12 protein-coding genes and 1 tRNA gene are annotated in these 11,709 nt (G+C 69.5%); 11 read left to right on the forward strand and 2 right to left on the reverse strand.

Annotation, left to right across the window (positions count from 1 at the left end; translation table 11 throughout):
- Positions 1-5 precede the first annotated feature (5 nt).
- The 3 genes from BLW57_RS22780 to BLW57_RS22790 all read left to right on the forward strand — a co-directional run bounded on the left by BLW57_RS22780 (position 6) and on the right by BLW57_RS22790 (position 3,104).
- A complete protein-coding gene (locus BLW57_RS22780; protein ID WP_093476988.1) occupies positions 6-1,451 on the forward strand; it encodes a DHA2 family efflux MFS transporter permease subunit in 1,446 nt (481 codons plus the stop codon).
- Between the two features lie 28 nt (positions 1,452-1,479).
- Complete coding sequence (locus tag BLW57_RS22785) at positions 1,480-1,863, forward strand: DUF3291 domain-containing protein (RefSeq protein WP_093476991.1); 384 nt, start codon at positions 1,480-1,482, stop codon at positions 1,861-1,863.
- Between the two features lie 185 nt (positions 1,864-2,048).
- Positions 2,049-3,104: a UDP-N-acetylmuramate dehydrogenase gene (locus tag BLW57_RS22790; protein WP_093476994.1), complete on the forward strand. Its 1,056-nt coding sequence runs from the start codon at positions 2,049-2,051 to the stop codon at positions 3,102-3,104.
- 99 nt (positions 3,105-3,203) lie between these two features.
- Here BLW57_RS22790 and BLW57_RS22795 read toward each other — a convergent pair whose 3' ends face one another.
- Positions 3,204-4,244 (reverse strand): adenosine deaminase, encoded by a 1,041-nt coding sequence (locus tag BLW57_RS22795; RefSeq protein WP_093476995.1) that lies wholly within the window; start codon positions 4,242-4,244, stop codon positions 3,204-3,206.
- A 125-nt stretch (positions 4,245-4,369) separates the two neighbouring features.
- Positions 4,370-5,596 carry a pyridoxal phosphate-dependent aminotransferase gene (locus BLW57_RS22800; RefSeq protein WP_093476997.1) on the reverse strand — a complete coding sequence of 409 codons (1,227 nt, stop codon included), beginning with the start codon at positions 5,594-5,596 and terminating at the stop codon, positions 4,370-4,372.
- A 262-nt stretch (positions 5,597-5,858) separates the two neighbouring features.
- On the opposite strand from BLW57_RS22800, the gene BLW57_RS22805 reads away from it, so the two are divergent.
- The 8 genes from BLW57_RS22805 to rplL all read left to right on the forward strand — a co-directional run bounded on the left by BLW57_RS22805 (position 5,859) and on the right by rplL (position 11,151).
- A tRNA-Trp gene (locus BLW57_RS22805) sits at positions 5,859-5,931 on the forward strand.
- A gap of 106 nt (positions 5,932-6,037) precedes the next feature.
- A complete protein-coding gene (gene secE / locus BLW57_RS22810; protein WP_073901474.1) occupies positions 6,038-6,325 on the forward strand; it encodes a preprotein translocase subunit SecE in 288 nt (95 codons plus the stop codon).
- Between the two features lie 80 nt (positions 6,326-6,405).
- Complete coding sequence (gene nusG / locus BLW57_RS22815; RefSeq protein WP_093477000.1) at positions 6,406-7,287, forward strand: transcription termination/antitermination protein NusG; 882 nt, start codon at positions 6,406-6,408, stop codon at positions 7,285-7,287.
- 168 nt (positions 7,288-7,455) lie between these two features.
- Positions 7,456-7,890, forward strand: coding sequence for a 50S ribosomal protein L11 (rplK, locus tag BLW57_RS22820; protein ID WP_018543896.1), 435 nt, complete (start codon positions 7,456-7,458; stop codon positions 7,888-7,890).
- 96 nt (positions 7,891-7,986) lie between these two features.
- Positions 7,987-8,712: a 50S ribosomal protein L1 gene (rplA, locus tag BLW57_RS22825; protein ID WP_093477003.1), complete on the forward strand. Its 726-nt coding sequence runs from the start codon at positions 7,987-7,989 to the stop codon at positions 8,710-8,712.
- A 171-nt stretch (positions 8,713-8,883) separates the two neighbouring features.
- Positions 8,884-9,795, forward strand: a complete 912-nt coding sequence (locus BLW57_RS22830; protein ID WP_093477005.1) for an SCO4651 family lipoprotein — start codon at positions 8,884-8,886, stop codon at positions 9,793-9,795.
- Between the two features lie 325 nt (positions 9,796-10,120).
- Complete coding sequence (rplJ, locus tag BLW57_RS22835; RefSeq protein ID WP_093477007.1) at positions 10,121-10,651, forward strand: 50S ribosomal protein L10; 531 nt, start codon at positions 10,121-10,123, stop codon at positions 10,649-10,651.
- A gap of 116 nt (positions 10,652-10,767) precedes the next feature.
- Positions 10,768-11,151: a 50S ribosomal protein L7/L12 gene (rplL, locus tag BLW57_RS22840; protein ID WP_073901465.1), complete on the forward strand. Its 384-nt coding sequence runs from the start codon at positions 10,768-10,770 to the stop codon at positions 11,149-11,151.
- Positions 11,152-11,709: the final 558 nt, after the last annotated feature.

Raw genomic sequence — 11,709 nt, forward strand, 5'->3', positions numbered from 1 at the left:
GAGAGATGTCACAGCACACCGCACGTCGTGGGGGCGCCGCATGGGCCCTCGTCATCACCAGCGTCGCCGGATTCATGGCAGCCCTCGACAACCTCGTCGTCACCACCGCCCTCCCCTCCATCCGCGAGGACCTGGGTGGCGCGCTGGACGATCTCGAGTGGACCGTGAGCGCCTACACGCTCACCTTCGCCGTGCTGCTGATGTTCGGCGCCGCGCTCGGCGACCGTTTCGGGCGCCGGCGCATGTTCACCGTGGGGCTCACCGTCTTCACCGGGGCCTCCGCCGCCGCGGCCATGGCCCCGGGCATCGGCTCCCTGATCGCCGCACGCGCGGTCCAGGGCGCCGGCGCGGCCGTCATGATGCCGCTCACCCTGACCCTGCTGACCGCGGCCGTACCCGCCGCCAGGCGCGGAACCGTCTACGGCATCTGGGGAGCCGTCAACGGACTCGCCATCGCCTCGGGGCCGCTCATCGGCGGCACTCTCACCGAACACGCCTCCTGGCACTGGATCTTCTGGCTGAACGTCCCGCTCGGCCTCGTCGCGCTCCCGCTCGCCCGGCTGCGGCTGGCCGAGTCGCACGGCACCGGCGCCCGGCTCGACGTCCCCGGCACACTGCTCGCCAGCGGCGCGCTCTTCGGGATCGTGTACGGCCTGGTCCGCGGGCCCGCGGACGGCTGGACCGACCCCGTGGTGCTGACCGCGCTGTCCGCGGGCGGGGCGCTGCTGGCGGGCTTCGTCCTCTACAGCTCGCGCGCGGCCAACCCGATGCTGCCGATGCGGCTGTTCCGGTCCCGCGCTTTCGCCGGCATCAACGCGGCCAGTCTGCTGATGTTCGTCGGGATGTTCGGGTCGGTCTTCCTGCTCAGCCAGTACATGCAGGGCGTCCTCGGCAACTCGCCCACCGAGGCCGGTCTCAGGATGCTGCCGTGGACGGGCATGCCGATGCTCGTCGCGCCGATCGCCGGCTTCCTGTCCGACCGCGTCGGCGGCCGGCCCGTCGTCGCCGCGGGACTGCTGCTCCAGGCCGTCGGCCTCGGCTGGATGGCCCGTGTGGCAACGGCCGACGCCTCCTACGCCGTCCAGCTGCCCGGGCTGGTCATCAGCGGCGTCGGCATGGCCCTGTACTTCGCGCCGGCCGCCAACCTGGTGATGTCCAGCGTCCGGCCGGAGGAACAGGGCATCGCCTCCGGTGCGAACAACGCGCTGCGCGAGGTGGGCGGCGCTCTCGGCATCGCGGTCATGTCGTCGATCTTCTCGGCGCAGGGCGGTTACGAGTCCGCGCAGAGCTTCGTGGACGGCATGCGACCCGCCCTGGTCACCGGCGCCGCCGTGGTCGCGCTCGCCGCGGTCGCCGTGCTGCTGGTCCCGGCCCGCCGGAAGACCGGACCGGCGGCCACACCCCCGGCCGGGCAGGCGTCCGCACCGGTCCTCGAGTCCACCACCCGCTGACCGGAAAACTCCCCGCAAGGAGCCCGCGATGCCCACGCTTCCCTGGACCGTGCCGAACACCCCGCCGCGCGACGCCGAGGTCCACGTCTTCGCCTCCCGCTTCGAGACCCACACCCTGTGGGGCGCCCTCCGCTTCCTCGCCGGCACCCCGGCCGTGTGGCGGCAGATCTCCCGCGCACCCGGCGCCCACGGCGCGTCCCTCAGGGCGCAGCCCCTGCGGAAGGTCTTCTGGACGGTGTCCGCCTGGGAGTCGGCGGACGCGCTGAAGGCCTTCGCCCACTCCGGCGCCCACCGCCCCACCTCCCGAGGCCTGTCCTCGCAGATGCGGGACGTCGCCTTCGCCACCTGGCAGACCTCAGCCGACCGGCTGCCGATCGGCTGGGAAGAGGTGGCCCGGAGGCTGGAGAGGTGACACCGGCCCGCCCCGGCCCCTGGGCGGAAAACATCCCGCACGCGCGCGTGGCCCCCGGAAAGCGGCCACGCGCGCGTGCGGCTGTGCGGGGCCTGGGGGAGGAGCCACCGCCGAGCCGCGCGCGTGCCCCGGCACAGGCGCCCGGGACGCCGGCTCCGGACGAGGCGTCTCGTAGTCTTGGGGCCGTGCAGGTACTCCACGACGCCCCCCTTGCCCCGCTGACCACCTTCCGGCTGGGCGGCCCCGCGACCCGGCTGGTCACCGCCGAGACCGACGCCGAGGTGATCGCCGCCGTCCGCGAGGCCGACGACAGCGGCACCCCGCTGCTGGTCGTCGGCGGCGGATCGAACCTGGTCATCGGCGACAAGGGCTTCGACGGCACCGCCCTGCGCATCGCCACGCGCGGTGTCGAACTGCGCGGCACCACGCTGGAACTGGCGGCGGGCGAGGTGTGGACGGACGCCGTCGCCCGCACGGTCGAGGCCGGCCTCGCCGGCATCGAGTGCCTGGCCGGCATTCCGGGCTCGGCGGGCGCCACGCCGATCCAGAACGTCGGCGCGTACGGCCAGGAGGTCTCCGCCACCATCACCGAGGTGATCGCCTACGACCGGCGGGCCGGCGAGACCGTGACGCTGACGAACGAGGAGTGCGTCTTCTCGTACCGGCACAGCCGTTTCAAGGCCGACCCCGAGCGTTACGTCGTCCTGCGCGTCCGCTTCGAGCTGGAGGACGCCGGGGGTCTCTCGGCACCCGTCAAGTACGCGGAGGCGGCCCGCGCGCTCGGTGTGGAGCCCGGTGACCGGGTGCCGCTCGCCGACGCCCGGGAGACCGTCCTGAAGCTGCGCGCCGGCAAGGGGATGGTCCTCGACCCCGAGGACCACGACACCTGGTCGGCCGGGTCCTTCTTCACCAACCCGATCCTCACCGACGAGCAGTTCGCCGCGTTCCACGCGCGCGTGCGCGAGCGCATGGGCGACGGCGTCGAACCGCCCGCCTACTCCGCGGGGGAGGGCCGCACCAAGACCTCCGCTGCCTGGCTGATCGACAAGGCCGGCTTCACCAAGGGATACGGCACCGGCCGCGCCCGCATCTCCACCAAGCACACCCTCGCCCTCACCAACCGGGGCGGCGCCACCACCGAGGACCTGCTGGCCCTGGCTCGCGAGGTGGTCGCCGGGGTCCGCGAGGCCTTCGGCGTCACCCTCGTCAACGAGCCGGTGACGGTGGGCGTGAGTCTGTAGCCGTACCGGCCGGGGCTCACTGGGCCACGCCCACGCCCTGCGCGACGGTCCCCTCGTCGTCGATCATCGACGACGAGCCGTACCCGCCCTACGCCCGCTTCAGGCGGTCGGGCGAGTCAGCCAGTCGTCCACGCCGGCCAGCAGCCGCGCCCTGACGTCCTCCGGGGCGGCCGAACCCCGCACCGACTGCCGTGCCAGTTCCGCGAGCTCGGCGTCCGAGAAATCGTGGGAGTGGCGGGCGATCTCGTACTGGGCGGCCAGCCGGGAGCCGAACAGCAGCGGATCGTCGGCGCCCAGGGCCATCGGCACGCCCGCCTCGAAGAGGGTGCGCAGCGGGACGTCCTCCGGCTTCTCGTACACCCCGAGCGCCACGTTCGAGGCCGGGCACACCTCGCAGGTCACGCCCCGGTCGGCCAGCCGCTTCAGCAGCCGCGGGTCCTCCGCCGCGCGCACGCCGTGCCCGATCCGGGAGGCGTTCAGGTCGTCCAGGCAGTCCCGGACCGAGGCCGGGCCGGTCAGCTCGCCGCCGTGCGGGGCCGACAGCAGACCGCCCTCGCGCGCGATGTGGAAGGCCCGGTCGAAGTCCCGGGCCATGCCCCGCCGCTCGTCGTTGGAGAGCCCGAAGCCGACCACACCGCGGTCCGCGTAGCGCACCGCCAGCCGGGCCAGGGTGCGCGCGTCCAGCGGATGCTTCATACGGTTCGCGGCCACCAGGACGCGCATCCCGAGGCCGGTCTCCCGGGACGTCGTCTCCACCGCGTCCAGGATGATCTCCAGGGCCGGGATCAGGCCGCCCAGCCGCGGCGCGTACGACGTCGGGTCCACCTGGATCTCCAGCCAGCCCGAGCCGTCCCGCACGTCCTCCTCGGCGGCCTCCCGCACCAGCCGCCGGATGTCCTCCGGCTCGCGCAGGCAGGAGCGTGCCGCGTCGTACAGCCGCTGGAAGCGGAACCAGCCCCGCTCGTCCGTGGCCCGCAGTTTCGGCGGTTCCCCGCTGGTCAGTGCTTCCGTCAGGGCGTCGGGCAGGCGTACGCCGTACTTGTCGGCCAGTTCCAGGACGGTCGCCGGCCGCATCGAGCCGGTGAAGTGCAGGTGCAGATGGGCTTTCGGCAGCTCAGAGAGATCACGTACACGCTCCATCCCAGGATCCTGCCGTACACACCCGCCACACCGGTAGCCGTTTCCCCGTACGTGGTCTTGCTCGCACACAGGAGCGGGCCGCTCCCCGGAGGGAACGGCCCGCACGCGCGCGTGGCGGCGAGGAACTAGTCCCGCGCCTCCGCCAGCAGCTTCTGCATCCGGCTCACGCCCTCGACGAGGTCCTCGTCACCGAGCGCGTACGACAGCCGCAGGTAGCCCGGCGTGCCGAAGGCCTCGCCCGGGACGACCGCGACCTCGGCCTCCTCCAGGATCAGCGCGGCCAGCTCGACCGTGTCCTGCGGGCGCTTGCCGCGGATCTCCTTGCCGAGCAGGCCCTTCACCGACGGGTAGGCGTAGAACGCGCCCTCGGGCTCCGGGCAGAGCACGCCGTCGATCTCGTTGAGCATGCGGACGACGGTCTTGCGACGCCGGTCGAAGGCCTCGCGCATCTCGGCCACGGCCGTCAGGTCGCCGGAGACGGCGGCCACGGCGGCCACCTGGGCGACGTTGGAGACGTTCGAGGTGGCGTGCGACTGGAGGTTGGTCGCGGCCTTGACCACGTCCTTGGGGCCGATGACCCAGCCGACGCGCCAGCCGGTCATGGCGTACGTCTTCGCCACACCGTTGACCACGATGCACTTGTCGCGCAGCTCGGGCAGCAGCGCCGGCAGGGACACGGAGACCGCGTCGCCGTAGACCAGGTGCTCGTAGATCTCGTCGGTCAGCACCCACAGGCCGTGCTCGAGGGCCCAGCGGCCGATCGCCTCGGTCTCGGCCTCGGAGTACACCGCGCCGGTCGGGTTGGACGGGGAGACGAAGAGCACGACCTTCGTCTTCTCCGTGCGCGCCGCCTCCAGCTGCTCGACGGAGACGCGGTAGCCGGTCGTCTCGTCGGCGACGACCTCGACCGGGACACCGCCGGCGAGACGGATCGACTCCGGGTACGTCGTCCAGTACGGCGCCGGGACGATGACCTCGTCACCCGGGTCGAGGATCGCGGCGAACGCCTCGTAGATGGCCTGCTTGCCGCCGTTGGTGACCAGGATCTGGGAGACGTCTGGCTCCCAGCCCGAGTCGCGCAGCGTCTTGGCGGCGATCGCGGACTTCAGCTCGGGCAGACCGCCGGCCGGGGTGTAGCGGTGGTACTTGGGGTTCTTGCAGGCCTCGACGGCCGCCTCGACGATGTAGTCCGGGGTCGGGAAGTCGGGCTCGCCGGCGCCGAAGCCGATCACCGGACGCCCGGCGGCCTTGAGGGCCTTGGCCTTGGCGTCCACGGCGAGGGTGGCGGACTCGGAGATCGCGCCGACTCGGGCGGAGACCCGGCGCTCGGTGGGAGGGGTTGCAGCGCTCATGGGGCCCATCGTTCCAGACCGGAAATGCCCCCGGCACACTGGTTTCACAGACTGAACAGCAAGGGGTCGAGGCGTGAACAGGGATCCGAATCCGGCCCCGGGCCTGGACGATCTTCGGCCAGGGGCCCCCGGACGGGCACTTTCTGTTCGACGCCGGGCCGCGGACCACGTACACTCACACCTCGTTGGCCTTCAGCAGCCACCGCCGAAATCGGTGCACACCGAGCACCCGGTCGGATGCGGTACGTTGGGGGACACACAAAGGGTCGTAGCTCAATTGGTAGAGCACCGGTCTCCAAAACCGGCGGTTGGGGGTTCAAGTCCCTCCGGCCCTGCTACACACACCGCCAGGATGTGTGCGCATGTACGTACAGCAATGCACCGCCGTGCGGCTCAGAAACCGGGCGCGGCACGGCCACGACCCGGGATCAGGTGAGGACTATGACGGACGCCGTGGGCTCCATCGACACGCCTGATGCCCAGGACGAATTGCCCGAGGCCAAGAAGAAGGCCCGCAAGGGCGGCAAGCGCGCCAAGAAGGGCCCGCTGAAGCGTCTGGCCACCTTCTACCGCCAGGTCATCGCGGAACTCCGCAAGGTCGTCTGGCCGACGCGCAACCAGCTGACGTCGTACACCACCGTGGTGATCTTCTTCGTCGCCATCATGATCGCCCTGGTGACCGTGATTGACTATGGGCTCAACCACGCGGCCAAGTACGTCTTCGGCTGAGCCAAGAGCGAAGGGCGCCGTGGTACCGGCGCCCGTTTTCGCATGTTCCACCCCTATGTATCCAGGAAGAAGCAGCCATCGTGTCTGACCCGAACCTGAACGACGACGCCACCGAGCCCGGCGGGCCGGCTGCCGAGACGGTCGACGACGAGCTCGACATCGTCGAGGGCGCGGACGAGCAGGACGAGTTCGAGGCTGCCGAGGCCGAATCGGGCGAGCCGGCCGAAGAGGCCGCCCTGCATGTCGAGGACGAGGACGGCGAAGCCGCCGAGGACGACGAGGAAGCCCTCGTCGCCCAGGCCGCCGAGGAGGAGCCGGCCGAGCCGGTCGAGCCCGCCGAGCCGGTCGACCCCATCGCGGCCCTGCGCGAGGAACTGCGCACCCTGCCCGGCGAGTGGTACGTCATCCACACCTACGCGGGCTACGAGAACCGCGTGAAGACCAACCTCGAGCAGCGTGCCGTCTCGCTGAACGTCGAGGACTACATCTTCCAGGCCGAGGTGCCGCAGGAAGAGGTCGTCCAGATCAAGAACGGCGACCGCAAGACGATCAAGCAGAACAAGCTGCCGGGTTACGTCCTGGTCCGCATGGACCTGACCAACGAGTCCTGGGGCGTCGTCCGCAACACCCCGGGTGTCACCGGCTTCGTCGGCAACGCCTACGACCCCTACCCGCTGACCCTGGACGAGATCGTCAAGATGCTCGCCCCGGAGGCCGAGGAGAAGGCCGCCCGCGAGGCCGCCGAGGCCGAGGGCAAGCCCGCTCCGCAGCGCAAGGTCGAGGTCCAGGTGCTGGACTTCGAGGTCGGCGACTCGGTCACCGTCACCGACGGCCCGTTCGCCACGCTGCAGGCGACCATCAACGAGATCAACCCCGACTCGAAGAAGGTCAAGGGCCTGGTGGAGATCTTCGGCCGCGAGACGCCGGTCGAGCTCTCCTTCGACCAGATCCAGAAGAACTAGTTCTTTCTGGACCTCTTGCTTCCGTGCAGGTCAGGCGGGCTGCTTCAGCCTGTCTGACCTGCACGGTTTTTGGCCGCGCATCTATACCCGTTATCGTTGTGCGGTATGCCTGCGTCCGGGTGGTCCCTGGATGCCGGCAGGACCCGAATCGAAAGGACCCGGAGAGCTATGCCTCCCAAGAAGAAGAAGGTCACGGGGCTCATCAAGCTCCAGATCAACGCCGGTGCGGCGAACCCCGCCCCGCCGGTCGGCCCCGCGCTGGGTCAGCACGGCGTCAACATCATGGAGTTCTGCAAGGCCTACAACGCCGCGACCGAGTCGCAGCGTGGCTGGGTCATCCCGGTGGAGATCACGGTCTACGAGGACCGCTCCTTCACCTTCGTCACCAAGACGCCGCCGGCCGCGAAGATGATCCTCAAGGCCGCGGGTGTCGAGAAGGGCTCCGGCGAGCCGCACAAGACCAAGGTCGCCAAGATCACCGAGGCGCAGGTCCGCGAGATCGCCACGACCAAGATGCCCGACCTCAACGCGAACGACCTGGACGCCGCGTCGAAGATCATCGCCGGCACCGCCCGTTCCATGGGCATCACGGTCGAGGGCTGACCCCACCCCCAGTAGTCATGCGGCCATGACCGGCCGCACGTGGCAGGGCCTGCTCGGCCCGTACCACGACTCCTTTCAGAACACACAGGAGCAGTTGTGAGCAAGCGCAGCAAGGCTCTCCGCGCTGCGGACGCCAAGATCGACCGGGAGAAGCTGTACGCCCCGCTCGAGGCCGTCCGTCTCGCCAAGGAGACCTCCACGACCAAGTTCGACGGCACCGTCGAGGTCGCCTTCCGCCTGGGTGTCGACCCGCGCAAGGCCGACCAGATGGTCCGTGGCACCGTGAACCTGCCGCACGGCACCGGCAAGACTGCCCGGGTCCTGGTCTTCGCGACCGGTGACCGTGCTGCGGCCGCGGAGGCCGCGGGCGCCGACATCGTCGGCTCCGACGAACTCATCGACGAGGTGGCGAAGGGCCGTCTGGACTTCGACGCCGTCGTCGCCACCCCGGACCTCATGGGCAAGGTCGGCCGCCTCGGCCGCGTCCTCGGCCCGCGTGGTCTGATGCCGAACCCGAAGACCGGCACCGTCACCCCCGACGTGACCAAGGCCGTCACGGACATCAAGGGCGGCAAGATCGAGTTCCGCGTCGACAAGCACTCGAACCTGCACTTCATCATCGGCAAGGTGTCGTTCGACGACACCAAGCTGGTGGAGAACTACGGCGCCGCGCTGGAGGAGATCCTCCGTCTGAAGCCGTCCGCCGCCAAGGGTCGCTACATCAAGAAGGCCGCGATCAGCAGCACGATCGGTCCCGGCATCCCGGTCGACCCGAACCGCACCCGCAACCTCCTCGTCGAGGAGGACCCGGCCGCCGTCTGAGCCCTCGGCTCACACCGGTAGCCGCGTCGGGTACGCGAGCTCAAGGACGGGCCCCGCTCCCTGGAACCTTCCAGGGGCGGGGCCCGTCCCTTCTTTGTGCGACCTTTCGCACGACTGTCAGTGGCCTGGGTTACGGTGCAGGCACGGGACTCGCATTAGGGGTGGGAGCAGATGAAGAGCACGACCGCGCGCCGGATAGGCCTCTCGATCGCGGTGGTCGCCGCGCTGACGGGCGTGGCCGCCTGCGGCTCCTCGAGCGCAGACAAGGCGGCAGGCGGGGGCGCGATACACGTCAGCCCCATCGCCGCGCTGCGCTCCGTCGAGAAGTCCACCGACAAGGCCGACTCGGCCAAGGTGCGCTCGACCACGTCCATGGGCGACATCATGTCGATGACGGCGAACGGCGCCCTCACCTGGGGTGACGGCCTCAAGGGCAACCTCACCATCACCTACACCGGCGGTCAGCTGGCCGAGATGATGAAGAAGGCCGGCTCCACGTCGATGGAGGCCCGGTACCTGCCGGACGCCTACTACGCGCACATGAGCGACGCCTACGCCCAGCAGGCGGGCGGCGGCAAGCACTGGCTGAAGTACTCCTACGACGACCTCGCCAAGCTCGGCGGCGCCTCCGGGTCGTACATGAAGGACCAGATCCAGACCGCCACGCCGAACCAGTCGGTGAAGATGCTGCTGGCCTCCGGTGACGTGAAGAAGGTCGGCGAGGAGAAGGTCGACGGCGCCCACACCGTGCACTACTCGGGCACGGTCGACGTCGCCGACCTCGCGGACCGCACCAGCAACCTCGACACGGACCAGCTGGCGGCCCTGAAGAAGCAGCTCAGCCAGGCCGGCGTCACCACCGACACCGTCGACATCTGGATCAACGACCAGAACCTGCTGGTCAAGAAGACCGAGAAGGCCGCCATGGCCAACGGCACCATGACCAACACCACCTTCTACACCGACTACGGCGTGAAGGTCACCGCAGAGGCGCCCCCGGCCGGCGACACCCGGGACTTCAAGGACATGCTCAAGTCCGGCGGCACCGTCGCGGGCAGCACCGGCAGCGGTACCAGCTCCTGATCTAGGCGCCGGAGACGGCGCAGCCGAGGGACCGGGGTGGCCCGTAGGGCCCGATTTGCTCGACAGCGCCCCGGTCCTTTATTCTCTTCCAGAAGCCAAAGACCGCTGGTCGTTGCCGCGCTTTCGAATGAAGGTGCGGTGGCCGAAGGATCCGCTGAAAAGTGGGCGACCCGCGCAGGTGACTGTGGAAGTACTCCCGGGGCACGCGTTCTCACGTGTGCGGCCGGTCGAGTCCGCCCCGAGCGCCTGCGCCGGGGCGTTTGTTTTGCCCAGTCCTCCTTCGGGTCCGCGCGGTCCGAATCACCCGGAAGGAGGCCGAGGCTCTATGGCGAGGCCCGACAAGGCTGCCGCGGTTGCGGAGCTGACGGACAAGTTCCGCAGCTCCAACGCCGCCGTGCTGACCGAGTACCGCGGTCTCACCGTGGCGCAGCTCAAGACGCTGCGCCGGTCGCTCGGTGAGAACGCCCAGTACGCCGTGGTGAAGAACACGCTGACCAAGATTGCGGCCAACGAGGCCGGGATCACGCTGGACGACCAGCTCTTCGCTGGTCCGACGGCTGTCGCCTTCGTCACCGGGGACCCGGTGGAGTCGGCGAAGGGTCTTCGTGACTTCGCCAAGGACAACCCGAATCTCATCATCAAGGGCGGTGTCCTTGACGGCAAGGCGCTGTCCGCCGATGAGATCAAGAAGCTTGCGGACCTCGAGTCCCGCGAGGTTCTGCTCTCCAAGCTGGCTGGTGCCTTCAAGGGCAAGCAGACTCAGGCTGCTCAGGTCTTCCAGGCGCTCCCGTCGAAGCTCGTCCGCACCGTGGACGCGCTTCGTGCCAAGCAGGACGAGCAGGGCGGTGCCGAGTAATTCGGCTCGCTTTCTGATCCTCGCCGCCTGACGCAGCGAGGGTCTCAGCGGGCCGACGTACGCCCGCCACACCCAGTACATCCGGCACCCGCCGATTTAGTGGAAGGACCGCCATCATGGCGAAGCTCAGCCAGGAAGACCTGCTCGCTCAGTTCGAGGAGATGACCCTCATCGAGCTCTCCGAGTTCGTGAAGGCCTTCGAGGAGAAGTTCGACGTCACCGCCGCCGCCGCGGTCGCCGTTGCGGGCCCCGCCGTCCCGGGCGCCCCGGCCGAGGCCGCTGAGGAGAAGGACGAGTTCGACGTCATCCTCACCGGCGCCGGCGACAAGAAGATCCAGGTCATCAAGGTCGTGCGTGAGCTGACCTCCCTGGGTCTGAAGGAGGCCAAGGACCTCGTCGACGGCACCCCGAAGCCGGTTCTCGAGAAGGTCAACAAGGAGGCCGCGGAGAAGGCCGCCGAGTCCCTCAAGGGCGCCGGTGCCTCCGTCGAGGTCAAGTAAGACCTTCCGGGTCCTCCAGGACTCGAACGCGCGCTGAAATCGGTCCCCTGGGGCTGTAACGCGAACGCACCGAAGAGCGATCATCCATCCGGGTGGTCGCTCTTCGGCGTATCCGAGGGTCGGCCGCGGTTGCCTTGCGCTCGTGACGGCGAGGGGTATGGTGATCTTCGTCGTGTCTCCGGACGGCTCGGTTCCGGCTGGGGGCTCTTGACGAACCGCACGCAGCGCGCAATTCTCAGGACGCGTCGTCACAAGGATCCGAATCCGAGGCATGGATCGACGGCGAAGAGGGCAGTATCAACGTGCGTTGAGGGCAGCATGCCGAGGGCGTTGACAAGAGCGGTGAGCACAACGAGGGTCTCGAAAAACCCGCGCTGGACATCAGTGTGCCAAGTGGCTACACTGACCCTTTGCGCTGCCTGTTAGCTGCCCCCTGCCCGTCACCAGGGGTCTGCCCTCACTCGAGCACAGTCGACCGAAGTACCCTTGACCTGGGGCTTCCATCGCTGTGTGTGGGAGAGGGACCGGTACGCGCGTAGTGAGTCCGAGCCCTCGGAA

Origin of the sequence: Streptomyces sp. 1222.5 (assembly GCF_900105245.1) — a bacterium.
Lineage (GTDB): Bacteria > Actinomycetota > Actinomycetes > Streptomycetales > Streptomycetaceae > Streptomyces > Streptomyces albidocamelliae.